This is a genomic window from Siccirubricoccus soli (genome assembly GCF_024178315.1).
GTDB lineage: Bacteria > Pseudomonadota > Alphaproteobacteria > Acetobacterales > Acetobacteraceae > Siccirubricoccus > Siccirubricoccus soli.
Window position 1 is genome coordinate 1 of sequence record NZ_JAMZIK010000100.1, and the last position, 15,038, is coordinate 15,038.

Genomic DNA, 15,038 nt, shown 5'->3' on the forward strand with positions numbered 1-15,038 from the left:
CCGAGGCGCTGCTGGCCCGGCTGCCGATGGAGGCGGCGCTTGCCGCCATCGCCGCCCGCGCCGCGGCGGATCCCTTCGCCGCCGGCTGGCCGCTCGCCGCCGCCAAGCTGCACAGCCTCGCCGGCCAGCCCGCCGCGGCGCTGGCGGAATTGCAGACCGCCGAGCTGCTGGCGCCGGACCAGCCGGAGATCCTCGGCCTGCTCGGCGGCGCCCTGGCGGAGGCGGGGCGGCGGCAGGAGGCGGAGCCGATGCTGCGCGCCGCCATCGCCGCCCGGCCGAGCGATGCCGAGCTGCGCAACCGCCTGGCGACGCTCTACTGGCGGGACGGCAAGAGCGCCCGCATGCTTGCGGTGCTGGAGGAGGCGATCGCCGAATTCGGCCCGCAGCCGACGCTGATGATGAACCGCGCCCTGGCCCTCAACGCCGTCGGGCGGCAGGAGGAGGCGCTCGCCTCCGCCGATGCGGCGGTGCCGGAGGGCGGGGTGGCGGCGCTGGTGAACCGCATCGCGGTGCTGCCCTATCATCCGCGTCAGGGCCATGCGGCGGCGCTGCTGGAGGCCGGCCGGGCGATCGCCGGCAAGCTCGGCCCGCCGGCGCCGCGCCCGGCGCGCGACCTCGATCCCGGGCGGCGGCTCCGCATCGGGCTGCTCTCCGGCGGCTTCGGCCGGCATCCGGTGGGCTGGCTGACCATCGGCGGGCTGGAGGCCCTGCCGGCGGAGGAATTCGCCCTCTACGGCTATGCGCTGAAGCCGCGGGAGGACATGCTGACGGCCCGCTTCCGCGCCTGCTGCGCCGGCTGGCGGGAGGTGCCGCATGCCGGCGATGCCGAGATCGCCGCCGCCATCGCGGCGGATGCCATCGACATCCTGATCGACCTCGGCGGCTATGGCGAAAGCGGCCGGATCTTCGTCCTCAACCACCGCCCGGCGCCGGTGCAGGTGAAATGGGTGGGGGCGCAATTCTCCACCACCGGCCTGCCCTGCATCGACTGGATGCTGACCGACCGCTGGGAGACGCCGGAGGGTTTCGAGCATCTCTATTCGGAGCGGCTGCTGCGCCTGCCGGATGGCTATGTCTGCTACACCCCGCCCCCCTATGCGCCGCCCGTCGCGCCCCTGCCGGCGGCGGGCGGGCGGGGCGTGACCTTCGGCTGCTTCAACAACCTGGCCAAGGTGACGCCTTCGGTGCTGGGCTGCTGGGCCCGCATCCTCCAGGCCCTGCCGGAGGCGCGGCTGGAACTGCGCACCCATGTGCTGGGCGATGCCGCGGCGCGGGAGGCGCTGTTCGCCCGCATGGCGGCGGCCGGGCTGCCCCTGGAGCGCGTGCGGGTGGAGGGTGGGGTGCCACATCGCGAGTTGCTGGCGGCCTATGGCGGCATCGACATCGCGCTCGATCCCTTCCCCTATACCGGCGGCCTGACGGCCTGCGAGGCGCTGTGGATGGGCGTGCCGGTGCTGACCCTGGTGGGGGACAGCTTCGCCGGGCGGCACGCTTTCAGCCATCTCTCCAATGTCGGCCTGGCCGATTGGGCTGCCTTCTCCGAGGCGACCTATGTCGCCCAGGCGGTGGCCAGGGCGCGTGACCTGCCCTCCCTGGCCGCGCTGCGGGTCGGGTTGCGGGAGAGGATGGCGGCCTCGCCCCTGGCGGATGCCCCGCGCTTCGGCCGCAGCCTCGCCGGCGCGCTGCGCCGCGCCTGGGTGGAGCATTGCGCCACGGCCCGGGCCTGACGCGGGGCGCCGCCCCGGCTCTGGATACGGCGCCCTGGGTCGGGACGGCCGATCTCCCGCGCTCGTTCCCATCGCCGAAGGGGCCGTTACCGGCCGAGCGCAAAGCTCTGCCTCGCCTGGCGCCCCGCCGCCGGGCGCGGTCGCGGAAGAGGCCGGTTGGTCCAGGCCAGGGGTTTCGATCGCTGGCGCGCGGGGCCCTTCGGCCGCAAGACACGATCTTCTCGATTGCCCGGCGCCGCGCTGCCGGGCCCAGCGGACCGGCAATCGGCCCTTGGCCTCGTAGCAAGCCCCGGATCGCTGGCGCTCGGAGCCCTTCAGATGCCTTGCGCAACCATCCGGCTTGCCTGGCGTTGCGTTGTTAGCAGTTGGACGCAAACGCTTTTCCTGGTGTTTGACCGGGCATTGCGTTTGGCTTGGTGCCCGCCGGCCAGCCGCGCGCTCCGCGCCGCCGGGACCAGGCCTGGGGAGCCCTGCTGGAATCGTTTCCTCAACTTTCCGCCTTCCATCCCACCGTGATGCAACGCGCGGCCGGGCGCGGCCTTCTCCCTGCGACGGGGTGGGAGGGCCGCAGTGGCAGGCAGCACTTGGTTCGGAATGCGCATCGAGGGGCGGGACGGGGAGCGGACCCTGCCGCAGCGCCCCTGCCTGCCCGCCTGTCGCGGCTGTGGCACCCCGATCCGTGACGGCCTGCTCGATCTCGGCCTGCAACCGCTGAGCGTGGAGCCGGTGCCCGTCGGCGCGGCCGCCGCGCCGCTGGTGGCCATCGGGCTGGAACTGCTCCACTGCGAGGCCTGCGGCCTGCTGCAGCCGGCGCATCGCGCCGCCCGGTCGGCCGCCCCCGTCCCGGTGACGGAGCGCTGCCTCGCCACGCTGATCGGCCGGCTCCGGCTGCGTCCCGGCCTGCCCGTCACCGTGCTGGCCGAGGCGGCCCCGGCCTGGCTGCCCATGCTGCGCCGCTTCGGCTTCGATCCCGGTTTGGCCCCGCCCGGCGCGGCCGCGGCCCGGGCTTGGCAGGAGGAGCAGCCACCCCCCGTCCTGCTGCTGGCCGGGGATGCCTTCGGCCGCCTTGCCGACAGCCCGGAGAGTCTGGAGACGCTCCGCGAGCTGCTCGCCCCGGGTGGCATCGCCGTGCTGGAGATCCCCGACCTGCTGGCTCTGCTGGAGGGGGTGCGCTTCGACCTGCTTGACCCGGGGCAGGAGGCCTGGCCCTCCTTGCTCGGCGCCGAATTGCTGCTCTATCGCCATGGCCTCACCGTCTTCGGCCTGCAGCGGGGGGCGGGGATGCTGCGCCTGCTGGTCTGCCACCGCGAGGATCGCGGCAAGCCGGAGGGGCCGGAGCTGGCGGCGCGGCGGGCGGCGGAGCGGGAGGCCGGGATCGAGTCCGGCCTCGCTTATCTTCGCTTCGCCGAGGCGGCGCGGGAGGCGCGGGTGGCGCTGTTCGAGATGCTGGCGGCGGCGCGGCGGGACGGGCGGCTGGCGCTCGGCCTTGGCGGCGGGCCCCAGGCGGTGCGGCTGCTGGCGGCCAGCGGCATCGGGCCGGACCTGCTGCCGGCCGTGCTGCAGCCGGGGCTGAGCCGGCCGGATCTCGTGCTACCCGGCAGCCGGGTGCCGCTGCTGCCGCTGGAGGCGGCGGCGGAGGCCGAGCCCGACCTGGTGGTGGTGCTGGATGGGCGCAGCGCTGCCGAGGCACGGCAGGCCCTCGGTCCCGCCGGCCAGGGCGTCCGGCTGGCCCTGCCGCTGCCCCAGCTCCGCGTCCTGCCCCTGGCCCGCTGACACCTGCGGCGGGCCCGCTCCGGCCTGGCGCATGGCAAGGCGGCCGCGCCGGGCAAGGCCAAGCCGGCGCTCGGCCCCGGCTGCCGGCACCGGCGTGCAAGGTGGCAAGGCGGTCGCGGGCCGGACAGGACCGTCCGATCCTCCGCACCGGCTCTGCATGCAGCACTGGTGGGCCGCGCCGCACGCCGGCTGACTGGCAGCCCAGCCGCTTGCCCGCCGGCTCAAGGTCGCGACATCGCCGGGCCGTCCAGGCCTTGGCATTTCCCGGCCCGACCCGATCTCCCGGGAAAGCGGCGCCGCCCGCCCTCACTTCGACAGGCCGGCGGCCGGGAGCGGCAACCCTTGGCTCCGGCCGGCTTTGCACTCGCCAAACAGAACGGAAGGATGTGGCCAGGATGCAATGGAACGTCCCCGCCGGGGCCGCCCCCGGCTCGTCCCTGGCCGTGCGCTACGCCGCGGTCCGCGCCCGCACCGAGGCCCTGGCGGCGCCGCTCTCGCCCGAGGACCAGTGCATCCAGTCCATGCCGGATGCCAGCCCGGCGAAATGGCACCGGGCGCACACCACCTGGTTCTTCGAGACCTTCCTGCTGCTGCCGCATCTGCCGGGCTACCGGCGGCTGAACGAGGATTACGCCTTCCTCTTCAACTCCTATTACGAGGCGGCCGGCCCCCGCCATGCCCGGCCGAAGCGCGGCATGCTGACCCGGCCCTCCGCCGCCGAGGTGGGCGAGTACCGCGCCCATGTCGATGCCGCCATGGCGCAGCTGCTGGCGGACCCGCCGGCCGAGGCGCTGCCCCTGGTCGAGCTCGGCCTGCAGCATGAGGAGCAGCACCAGGAGCTGCTGCTGACCGACATCCTGCACGCCCTGTCCCAGAACCCGCTGCGCCCGGCCTATGACCCGGATTGGCGGGAGCCCGCCTCGCCCGCTGGCCCGGCCCGCTACCTCGTCGGCGCCGAGGGGCTGGCGGAGATCGGGCATGCCAGCCCCGGCTTCGCCTTCGACAACGAGACGCCGCGCCACCGCACCTGGCTGGAGGGCTACCGCATCGCCGACCGGCTGGTGACCAATGGCGAATGGCTCGCCTTCATGGCCGATGGCGGCTACCGCACCCCGACCCTCTGGATGAGCGCCGGCTGGGCGACCGCCTGCGCCGAGGGCTGGGAGGCGCCGCTTTACTGGGAGCGGCGCGGCGAGGAATGGCGGCAATTCACCCTGGGCGGGCTGCGGCCGGTGGATCCTGCCCTGCCGGTCCGGCACATCTCCTGGTACGAGGCCGAGGCCTTCGCCCGCTGGGCCGGCAGGCGGCTGCCGACCGAGGCGGAATGGGAAGCGGCCGCCACGCTGCCCGGCTTCGCCGCCGCCACCGGCACCGGCTGGCAATGGACCGGCAGCGCCTATCGCCCCTATCCCGGCTTCCGCCCCTGGGCGGGCGCGGTCGGCGAGTACAACGGCAAGTTCATGGTCCAGCAGATGGTGCTGCGCGGTGGCTCGCTGGCCACCCCGCCCGGCCATGCGCGGCTGCCCTACCGCAATTTCTTCCCGCCGGAATCGCGCTGGCAGTTCAGCACCCTGCGGCTGGCGGAGGACCTGGCATGAGCACCGCCCTGGCCCGCGACGCCGCCGCCGCACAGCGCGCAGCCCTGCTGGCCGATGCCCTGGCCGGCCTTTCCGCCGCGCCGAAGACGCTGCCCTGCAAATGGCTCTATGATTCGGAGGGCGCACGCCTCTTCGAGGCCATCACCCGCCTGCCGGAATACTACCCGACCCGGACCGAGATGCGGATCCTGGCCGAGAGCGGCGCCGCGATGGCCCGCGCCATCGGCCCCGGAGCGGCGGTGGTGGAATTCGGCCCGGGCGACGGGGTGAAGGGGGTGCAGCTCCTCCGCGCCCTGGACCGGCCAGCGGCCTACCTGCCGGTGGACATCGCGCCGGAATGGCTGGAGGCGGCCGCCGCCCGGGTCGCCGCCGCCTTCCCGGGCCTGCCGGTCCGGCCGGTGGTCGCGGATTTCACCGAAGCCTTCGCCCTGGCCGGCCGCGCCGAGGGCAGTGCCACCCATCTCGGCTTCTTCCCCGGCTCCACCATCGGCAATTTCACGCCGGGGGAGGCGGTGGCCTTCCTCGCCCGTGCCCGGCGCAGCCTGGGCACCGGGGCGAAGCTGCTGCTGGGGGCCGATCTGGTGAAGGGCAGGGCGGTGCTGGAGGCCGCCTATGACGACGCCGCGGGCATCACCGCCGCCTTCAACCTGAACCTGCTGGCGCGGCTGAACCGGGAGGCCGGGGCGGATTTCGCCCTGGACGGCTTCCGCCACCGCGCGGTGTGGAACGCGGCGCGGGAGCGGGTGGAGATGCACCTCGTCTCCCAGCGGGCGCAGAGCGTGCGGCTGGGCGGCCGCGTCTTCCGCTTCGCCGCCGGGGAGACCATCCACACCGAGAACAGCCACAAATACCGGCCGGAGCGGCTGCGGGAGCTGGCGGCCGCCGGCGGCTGGCGGGAGGAGGCGATGTGGACCGATGCGGAAGGCCTGTTCTCCGTCTGGCTGCTGGCGGCCTGAGCGCGGGGGCATCCCGATCCGGCCGCCCTCCGCTATAGGAACGCCATGTCCCTGATGCAGATCGCCAGCCATCGCGGCGGCGCCTTCCTCTGGCCGGAGAACAGCCTGCTGGCCTTCCGCCAGGCCCTCGCCCTGCCGGCCGAGCAGCTCGAGCTCGACGTGCATCTCTCGGCCGATGGCGTGCCGGTGGTGCATCACGACGCCCGGCTGGACCGCACCACGGACGGCCATGGCCCGCTGCGGGCGCTGGACCGCGCGGCGCTCAGCCAGGTGCGGGTGAAGGGCACGGGGGGCGAGAGCCTGCCGAGCCTGGAGGAGGCGGTGGCGCTGGTGCGCGATGCCGGCCGGGTGCTGCGGTTGGAGATCAAGGCGGATGCCGAGGGCCGGCCCTATCCCGGGGTGGTGCCGGCCTGCCTGGCGGTGCTGGACGCGGCGGCGATGCGCCCGCGCACGGTGCTGATGAGCTTCCAGCCGCTCACCGTGGCGGAAGCCGCCGCCGCGGGCGGCTTCGCCAGCCTGGTCCTGCTGCTCGAGGCCCGTCCCTGGCGCGGCATGGGCGCGGCCGGTGCCATCGCCCTGGCGCGCGATTGCGGCGCCACCGAGATCGGCCTGCCGCTCGGCGAGCTGGACGGCGTGGCGATGAAGCAGTTCCGCGCGGCGGGTCTCGGCGTCGGCGCCTGGGCGGCGAATGACCGGGAGACGATCTGCGCCGCCTTCGCGCTCGGCCTGGATGTCATCGCCACGGATGATCCGGTTCTGGCGCTGCGGCTGCGGGAGGAACTGTCCGCAACGGCGGGGTAGAGCCGGGGGCGCTGCCCCTTGGCGGCAGTGCCGCCAACCCCCGTCCGAGTTTGCCGGTACGGCCCGCCGCCTCAGCCCGGGGTCCTCCCCCCGGCGGGGATCGAACGCATCCGCTCGATGGGGGCGGAGCCCCCTGCGGAGATGTCAGGGGCCCTTTGCCCGAGGCCCGCGCCTGACACGCCGCTCAGCGCCAGCTCCAGATGCTGCGCCACGATCTCTTCCGGGCCCAGCCTGCCCCCCGGCCGGTACCAGGTGCATACCCCCGTCAGCATCGCCAGCAGCGCATAGGCGGCGATGCGCGCATCCGCCACTTGCAACTCCCCCGCCCGTGCCCCGGCTTCCAGCAGCCCGATCAGCCGGTCCTCATATTCCCGTCGCATGGCGAGGATGGGTTCGGCATTGGCCGGCTCCAGCGCCCGCAACTCGAAATTGGCGATATAGACCTCCTGCTTCCGCTCCAGGTGGTAGAGCACGTGCTGGGCGAGGAAGGCGCGGAGCTGCGCCATGGGCTCGTCCGGCGCCGCCGCCAGCGCCGCCTCCATGGCCGAGAGCAGGTCCTGCATGTGCTCCCGCATCAACTCGAAGAGCAGGCCCTGCTTGGTCTCGATATGGTTGTAGAGGGAGCCGGGCTGGATGCCGACCTCGGCCGCCAGCTCCCGCAGATTCATGGCGGCGAAGCCCTGGCGGTGGATCAGCCGGATGGCGGCCCGGCGGATGGCTTCCGCCGTGCGCCCGCCATTCGATCCGGTGATCCTTGCCATGGCCGGTGGTTGCTCCCTCACGTCAAACTGGCCGCGCTTGATGCTTGCGGTCAACCGGAAAACAAACGTATGTTCGTTTAGCCGCGACGGCCGGAAAGGCCGCGCGGAAGGGGAGGGAAGGTGCAGCTCCAAGCGCCGCGTTCCGGCAATCCGCGCCATGGCTGAGGCGGCGCCGATCCTCGAGGCCCCGATCCTTGAGGCAAGGGGCGTTTCCCTCCGCTTCGGCGGCGTGCGGGCGCTGACGGAGGTCTCCTTCGCCATCCGACAGGGCGAGGTCTTCTCCATCATCGGCCCGAACGGCGCCGGCAAGACCTCCATGGTCAATTGCATCTCCGGCCGCTACCGCCCGACCGAGGGCGGCATCTGGTTCGGCGGCCAGGAGATCACCCGCGTGCCGGTGCGCCGGCGCGCCGCGCTCGGCATCGGCCGCACCTTCCAGAACCTGGCGCTGTTCGGCCATATGAGCGTGCTCGACAACATCATGGTCGGCCGCCACCATTTGCTGCGGCGCGGCTTCCTGCCTGGCATGCTCTACTGGCTGGGCGGCGCGCAGCGCGAGGAGATCGCGCATCGCCGCGAGGTCGAGGAGATCATCGACTTCCTCGAGATCCAGCATGTGCGGAAGGCCCCGGCGGGGACGCTGAGCTACGGGCTGCGCAAGCGGGTGGAGCTGGCGCGCGCCGTGGCGCTGAAGCCGAAGCTGATCCTGCTGGATGAGCCGATGGCCGGCATGAATCTGGAAGAGAAGGAGGACATGGCCCGCTTCATCCTCGACCTGAACGAGGAATGGGGCATGACCGTGCTGATGATCGAGCATGACATGGGCGTGGTGATGGACATCTCCCACCGCGTCATGGTGCTGGATTTCGGCCGCAGGATCGCCGAGGGCGCGCCGGAGGCGGTGCTGGCGGACCCGCATGTGAAGCGCGCCTATCTCGGCGAGGCCGACGAGGCGGTGCGCGACCTGGACGAGCCGGTGACGGCATGACCCGGTCCGATGGTCGGAGCGCCGAAAGGCGCGGAGAGCTGAATCGGACCGGCAAGGCCAGTCCGCCCGATGGTTGGCGCGCCGAAGGGCGCGGCGAGCTGAATCGGGCCGGCAATGCCAGTCCGCCCGATGGTTGGCGCGCCGAAGGGCGCGGAGAGCTGAATCGGGCCGGCAATGCCAGTCCGCCCGATGGTTGGCGCGCCGAAGGGCGCGGAGAGCTGAATCGGGCCGGCAATGCCAGTCCGCCCGATGGTCGGAGTGCCGACGGGCGCGGAGAGCTGAATCGGACCGGCAGCGCTATGCCAGATACCTTGCCGAAGCTGCTGGTGCGGAATGCGCGGGGGCATGGCGGGGAGGTCGCCTATCGGGAGAAGGAATACGGCATCTGGCGCAGCCTCACCTGGGCGGAAGCGGAGACACGGACGCGGGCCATCGCGCTCGGGCTGCGCAGCCTCGGCCTCGGTGCCGGCGATGTGGTGGGGCTGATCGGCGACAACCGCCCGGACTGGGTGATGGGCGAGATTGCCGCCCATGCCATCGGTGCCCGCAGCCTCGGCATCTACCGCGACGCGCTGGAAGACGAGGTGGCCTATCTCCTCGGCTTCAGCGGCGCGAAGGCGGTGATCGCCGAGGATGAGGAACAGGTGGACAAGCTGCTCGGCCTCGGCGAGCGCGCGCCCTCCCTGAGCCACATCATCTATTGCGACCCGCGCGGCATGCGGAAATACGCCGATCCCCGCCTGCTGCCGCTCAGCGAGCTGCTGGCGTGCGGCGAGGCGGCGCATGCGGCGGAGCCTGGCGCCTGGGAGACCATGGTGGCGGCGACGCAGGGAGAGGAGGTGGCGATCCTCTGCACCACCTCCGGCACCACGGCGCGGCCGAAGCTCGCCATGCTGACCGGCGGCGCGCTGATCCGGCATTGCGAGGCCTATCTGCGGGCCGACCCCAAGAGTTCGGCGGATGAATACGTCTCCGTCCTGCCGCTGCCCTGGATCATGGAGCAGATCTACGTCCTTGGCTGGGGCCTCATCGCCCGGATGAAGGTGAGCTTCGTCGAGGAGCCGGAGACGATGATGGCCGATTTCCGCGAGATCGGCCCGAGCTTCGTGCTGTTTGCCCCACGAGTGTGGGAGGCGATCGCCGCCGAGGTGCGCGCCAAGGTGATGGATGCCAGCCCGCTGAAGCGCCGCCTCTACGATCTCGGCATGGAATGGGGGCTGGCGGCGCTGGCGAAGGGCCGGCGTTCCGCCCGCGCCGATGCGCTGCTGTTCCGCGCCCTGCGCGACCGGCTGGGCTTCACCAACCTCCGCTCAGCGGCCACCGGCGGGGCGGCGCTGGGGCCAGACACCTTCCGCTTCTTCCAGGCCATGGGCGTGCCGCTGCGGCAGATCTACGGCCAGACCGAGACGCTCGGCGCCTATACCGTCCACCGCCCGGACGATGTGGACCAGGACACGGTCGGCATCGCCTTCACCGACGAGATCGAGACCCGCATCGACAACCCGGACCAGAACGGCCTCGGTGAGATCGTCACCCGCCATCCCAACATGTTCAGCGGCTATTTCGGGCTGGAGGACAGCGCCGATCTGCGCGACGGCTGGCTGCACACCGGCGATGCCGGCTATGTCGACGCGCGTGGCCATCTGGTGGTGATCGACCGCATCAAGGACATCGCCACCACCAGCACCGGCGATCGCTTCAGCCCGCAATACATCGAGAACAAGCTGAAATTCTCACCTTACGTGGCGGAGGCCGTGGTGCTGGGCGATGGCCGGTCGCACTTGGCCGCCATGATCTGCATCCGCTTCCCCATCGTCAGCAAATGGGCGGAGCGCAACCGCATCGCCTTCACCACCTATACGGATCTCTCGGCCCGGGAGCAGGTGCTGGAACTGCTGCGGGCGGAGGTGGAGAAGGTGAACGCCGCCCTGCCGCCGGCCCAGCGCATCCGCGACTTCCTGCTGCTCTACAAGGAGCTGGATGCGGATGACGAGGAGCTGACCCGCACCCGCAAGATCCGCCGCGGCGTCATCAACGCCAAATACGGCGACATCATCGAGGCGGTCTACCGCGGCGAGTCTGCCATTCCGGTGGACACCACCATCGCCTTCCAGGATGGCACGAAGCAGCGCATCCGGACCACGCTGAAGGTGGTCTCCCTGCGCGACCCCATGGCCATGGCGGCGTCGCGCGCCCCTGCGCGCGCGGAAGTGGAGTAGCGGGAATGGACAGTGCGCTTCTGCTGCAGCTCACGCTCAACGGGTTGATCGTCGGCGCCCTCTACGGCGTGGTCGCGATGAGCTTCGTGCTGATCTACAAGGCCAGCCAGGTGGTGAATTTCGCGCAAGGGGAGTTCCTGCTGGTCGGCGCCTGGGTCTGCTGGTGGCTGCTGACGGATTGGCAGCTTCCCTTCTGGCTCGGCTTCCTCGTCACCCTCGCCTTCATGACCGCCTTCGGCATGATCCTGCAGGTGGTGGTGCTGCGGCCGCTGATCGGGGAGCCGGTGATCAGCGTCATCATGGCGACGATCGGCCTGGGCATCTTCTTCCAGGCGCTGATGAAGTGGATCTTCGGCGTCTTCGCCAAGCCCTTCCCGCCGATCTTCCCGGTGGAGCAGGTGAGCGTCCTCGGCCTGCAGGTGCAGAGCGTCTATCTGCTCAGCCTCGGCATCTCGCTGCTCATCATGCTGGGCTTCGCTTGGTTCTTCACCCTGTCCAAGCACGGCCTCGCCATGCGGGCCACGGCCTTCGACCAGCAGGTGGCGCAGTCGCTCGGCATTTCCGTCCCCCGCGTCTTCGCCATGTCCTGGGCCATTTCCGCCATGGTCTCGGCGCTGGCCGGGGTGGTGGTCGGCGTGGTGAACGGCGTCTCCTCCGCGCTCTCCTTCTACGGCATCAAGGTCTTCCCGGCCGTCATCCTCGGCGGGCTGGACAGCGTGGTGGGGGCGGTGCTGGGCGGCCTGATCGTCGGGTTGCTGGAGAATTGGGCGCAGTACCTCGACGCCCATTGGCTGAACTGGGGCAACATGTACGGCGTCGCGCCCTTCTACGCCCTCATCCTCATCCTGCTGATCAAGCCCTATGGCTTGTTCGGCACCAAGAATATCGAGCGCGTCTGATGGCCACCCTGGCCCCGGCAGGGGATTTCCGCACCTCCTACCGCGCGGACATGACCATCTTCCCGACGCGGGGAAGCCGCCTCGCGCTCTGGCTCGGCCTGGCGCTGGTCGCCGCGTCGCCGCTGGTCTTCGGCCGCTATGAGCTCGGGCTGCTGATCAATATCGGCATCATGGGCATCGCGGCGCTGGGGCTGAACATCCTGGTCGGCTTCACCGGGCAGATCAGCATCGGCCATGCCGCCTTCTTCGGCTTCGGCGCCTTCGCCAGCGCCTATGCGCATGACACCTGGCACATTCCGGTCGTGCTCTGCATTCCGCTCGCCGGGATCGCCACCGCGCTGGTCGGCCTCGTCTTCGGCGCGCCGGCGGCGCGGCTGAAGGGCCTCTACCTCGCCATCGCGACGCTTGCCGCGCAATTCATCCTGGAGGATTTCTTCGCCCGCGCGCAGTGGTTCACCGGCGGCGTCGCCGGCCGCATCACGGAGCCCTTCGCGCTGTTCGGCTGGGTGGCGGACCGGGAGGAGAGTTTTCTCTATGTCGTCCTCGCCTGGGTGATCCTCATGTTCCTGGGTGCCGCGAACCTCCTGCGCACCCGGGATGGCCGCGCCCTCGTCGCGGTGCGGGACCATTATCTCTCGGCGGAGATGATGGGCATCAACCTGGCCTATTACCGCACCCTCTCCTTCGGCATTGCCAGCTTCTATGCCGGCATCGCCGGCGCGCTCTACGCCCATTACCTGCTCTTCGTGAGCGTCGAGGCGTTCAACATCCTCTTCTCCATCCAATTCCTCGGCATGGTCATCATCGGCGGCCTCGGCTCCGTGATGGGCAGCCTGATGGGCGCCGCCTTCATGGTGCTGCTGCCGGAGGTGGTGCAGGCCGGCGCCGATGCATTGGCCGGCAGCGCCATCGACCATGCGCTGAAGCTCGGCGCCTCCATTTCCTTCCTGAGGGAGATGGCGGTGGGCGCCGCCATCATCCTCTTCCTGATCTTCGAGCCGGACGGGCTTGCGCATCGCTGGCGGTTGATCAAGGCGTACTGGAAGCTCTATCCGTTCTCGCACTGAAAAATACCGGAGGATCCAAGAATGACCCTGCGACGCGCCCTGTACGGAATGGCGACCGCGTTGGGGCTGGCGCTGCCGGCGGCGGCACAGCCCATTCCGCTCGGCCATCTCATGGACCTCTCCGGCGCCACCAGCGATGTCGGCACGCCCTTCGCGCAGGGGGTCAACGACACCTTCGCCTGGGTGAACCGTACCCGCAACGGCATCGCCGGGCGGCAGGTGAATGTGCTCGCCTTCGACTACGGCTACCAGGCGCCGCGCTCCGTCAGCCAGTACCAGGCCTGGAGCCGTGACCGCGTCGTCGGCATCATGGGCTGGGGCACGGCGGATACCGAGGCGCTGGTGCGCTTCGTGACGCGCGACCGCATCCCCTATGTCTCCGGCTCCTACTCCGCCGCGCTGACGGATGCCGCCGGCAAGTCCGGCCGCCCGGGGGTGGAGGCCACGGGCTACAATTTCTTCTACGGCCCGTCCTATTCGGATGCCCTGCGCGCCATGCTGCAATGGGCCGCCGAGGACTGGAAGGCGAAGGGCCGCCCGGGCCGGCCGAAATACGTCCATATGGGCGGCAACCACCCCTATCCGAACTCGCCCAAGGCGGCGGGGGAGGCGCTGGCCGCCGAGTTGGGCTTCGAGGTGCTGCCGGCCATCGTCTTCGCCCTGACGCCCGGCGACTACACCGCGCAATGCCTGACCCTGAAGAACCAGGGCGCCAATTACGCCTATCTCGGCAACACCGCCGGCTCCAACATCTCCGTCCTGCGCGCCTGCCAGACGGCGGGCGTCGATGTGCAATTCCTCGGCAATGTCTGGGGCATGGATGAGAATGCCATGAAGGCGGCCGGCGCCGCGGCGAATGGCGTGGTCTTCCCCGTCCGCACCGGCGCCGTCTGGGGGCAGAGCGTCCCCGGCATGGCGCAGGCCCAGGCGATCAGCCGCATCTCGGACAGCAGCGGCAATGCCTATCGCCCGGTGCACTACCTGGCCGGCATCTGCTCCGCCATGCTGATGGTGGAGGCGATGCAGACCGCCTCCGAAGGTGGGCAGATCACCGGGGAGCGCATCCGCAACGGCTTCTATGCGCGTCGGGACTGGGTGCCGCAGGGCTTCGACGGGCTCTGCTCGCCCTCCAACTTCACCGCCGAGGATCATCGCGGCCAGCTCAGCGTCGCGCTCTACCGCGCCCGCGTCACCGGCGACACCAGCCAGGGCGGCGTGACGGAGCTGATGCAGGCCGGCACGATGAAGCTGGAGCCGGTGACGACCATCACCCTGCCGCGCCGCCCCGATTGGCTCGGCTGGTGAGTGCGTCCCTGAAGCTCCCGGAGGCGGCGCCCGCGCCGCTTCTGGAAGTGAAGAACATCGAGGTCGTCTACAACGACGTCATCCTGGTGCTGCGCGGCCTCTCCTTGGCCGTGCCGCAGGGGAAGATCGTCGCCCTGCTCGGCGCCAATGGTGCGGGGAAGTCCACCACGCTGAAGGCGATCTCCGGCCTGCTGAAGACCGAGGAAGGAGAGGTGACGCGCGGCGAGATCACCTTCGATGGCGCGCGCATCGACGGCATCGACCCGCACCTCATCGTCCGCCGCGGCATCTTCCAGGTGATGGAGGGACGGCGGATCATCGCCGACATGACCTGTCTCGAGAATCTCCGCCTCGGCGCCTTCATCCGCTCGGATGCCGAGGTGAAGCGCGACATCGACATGGTCTATGAGTATTTCCCCCGGCTGAAGGAACGCACCGGCCTCGCCGGCTACCTTTCGGGCGGGGAGCAGCAGATGCTGGCGATCGGCCGCGCGCTGATGGCGCGACCGAAGCTCATCCTGATGGACGAGCCCTCGATGGGCCTCTCGCCACTGCTGGTGAAGGAGGTCTTCGGCATCATCCGCCGTCTCAACGAGGAGCTCGGCATTACCATCCTGCTGGTGGAGCAGAATGCCCGCATGGCGCTTTCCGTCGCCAGCCATGCCTATGTGATGGAGCAGGGCAAGGTGGTGCTGGATGGCAGCGCGGCGGCGCTGGCAGAGAATGAGGATGTGAAGGAGTTCTACCTCGGCGGGCATGGGACGGAGCGGAAAAGCTTCCGCAACCTGAAAAGCTACAAGCGGCGGAAGCGGTGGCTGTGATTGAGGGGGACGCCGTCCCCCTCAAGCTCCCCCTGCCAAGGGCCGGAAGGCCCTTGGAACCCCTGAGTCGGCAGGCTGAACCTGCGCGCTCCAAACTCATGGTTTCCAAAGGCCCTTCGGCCT

General features: G+C 70.8%; 12 protein-coding genes. 11 read left to right on the forward strand and 1 reads right to left on the reverse strand.

Annotated elements, in window-relative coordinates; all coding sequences use genetic code 11:
* The 5 genes from NJ376_RS16060 to NJ376_RS16080 all read left to right on the forward strand — a co-directional run.
* Window positions 1-1,727 (forward strand): O-linked N-acetylglucosamine transferase, SPINDLY family protein (locus NJ376_RS16060; RefSeq protein ID WP_252954298.1); only part of this gene is annotated, 1,727 nt, incomplete at its 5' end.
* Window positions 1,728-2,297: 570 nt separating this feature from the next.
* Window positions 2,298-3,500 (forward strand): methyltransferase C-terminal domain-containing protein, encoded by a 1,203-nt coding sequence (locus NJ376_RS29355; RefSeq protein ID WP_252954299.1) that lies wholly within the window; start codon window positions 2,298-2,300, stop codon window positions 3,498-3,500.
* 395 nt (window positions 3,501-3,895) lie between these two features.
* A complete protein-coding gene (egtB, locus tag NJ376_RS16070) occupies window positions 3,896-5,098 on the forward strand; it encodes an ergothioneine biosynthesis protein EgtB (protein ID WP_252954300.1) in 1,203 nt (400 codons plus the stop codon).
* Window positions 5,095-6,054, forward strand: a complete 960-nt coding sequence (egtD, locus tag NJ376_RS16075) for an L-histidine N(alpha)-methyltransferase (RefSeq protein ID WP_252954301.1) — start codon at window positions 5,095-5,097, stop codon at window positions 6,052-6,054. Before egtB ends, egtD begins: the two co-directional genes overlap by 4 nt.
* Window positions 6,055-6,099: 45 nt before the next feature.
* On the forward strand, window positions 6,100-6,855 hold the full coding sequence (locus tag NJ376_RS16080; protein ID WP_252954302.1) for a glycerophosphodiester phosphodiesterase: 756 nt from the start codon (window positions 6,100-6,102) through the stop codon (window positions 6,853-6,855).
* A 71-nt stretch (window positions 6,856-6,926) separates the two neighbouring features.
* Here NJ376_RS16080 and NJ376_RS16085 read toward each other — a convergent pair whose 3' ends face one another.
* Window positions 6,927-7,616 carry a TetR/AcrR family transcriptional regulator gene (locus NJ376_RS16085; RefSeq protein ID WP_252954303.1) on the reverse strand — a complete coding sequence of 230 codons (690 nt, stop codon included), beginning with the start codon at window positions 7,614-7,616 and terminating at the stop codon, window positions 6,927-6,929.
* Between the two features lie 157 nt (window positions 7,617-7,773).
* Here NJ376_RS16085 and NJ376_RS16090 point away from each other — a divergent pair, with 157 nt between their 5' ends.
* The 6 genes from NJ376_RS16090 (at window position 7,774) to NJ376_RS16115 (ending at window position 14,915) form a co-directional block, all read left to right on the forward strand.
* On the forward strand, window positions 7,774-8,604 hold the full coding sequence (locus NJ376_RS16090) for an ABC transporter ATP-binding protein (protein WP_252954304.1): 831 nt from the start codon (window positions 7,774-7,776) through the stop codon (window positions 8,602-8,604).
* Window positions 8,605-8,903: 299 nt separating this feature from the next.
* Complete coding sequence (locus tag NJ376_RS16095; RefSeq protein ID WP_252954305.1) at window positions 8,904-10,823, forward strand: long-chain fatty acid--CoA ligase; 1,920 nt, start codon at window positions 8,904-8,906, stop codon at window positions 10,821-10,823.
* A 5-nt stretch (window positions 10,824-10,828) separates the two neighbouring features.
* Window positions 10,829-11,722, forward strand: coding sequence for a branched-chain amino acid ABC transporter permease (locus NJ376_RS16100; protein ID WP_252954306.1), 894 nt, complete (start codon window positions 10,829-10,831; stop codon window positions 11,720-11,722).
* Complete coding sequence (locus NJ376_RS16105; protein WP_252954307.1) at window positions 11,722-12,789, forward strand: branched-chain amino acid ABC transporter permease; 1,068 nt, start codon at window positions 11,722-11,724, stop codon at window positions 12,787-12,789. Before NJ376_RS16100 ends, NJ376_RS16105 begins: the two co-directional genes overlap by 1 nt.
* A 21-nt stretch (window positions 12,790-12,810) precedes the next feature.
* Window positions 12,811-14,094, forward strand: coding sequence for an ABC transporter substrate-binding protein (locus NJ376_RS16110; protein WP_252954308.1), 1,284 nt, complete (start codon window positions 12,811-12,813; stop codon window positions 14,092-14,094).
* Window positions 14,091-14,915, forward strand: coding sequence for an ABC transporter ATP-binding protein (locus NJ376_RS16115; protein WP_252954309.1), 825 nt, complete (start codon window positions 14,091-14,093; stop codon window positions 14,913-14,915). The genes NJ376_RS16110 and NJ376_RS16115 overlap by 4 nt, the downstream gene beginning before the upstream one ends.
* The last annotated feature ends 123 nt before the right edge of the window (window positions 14,916-15,038 follow it).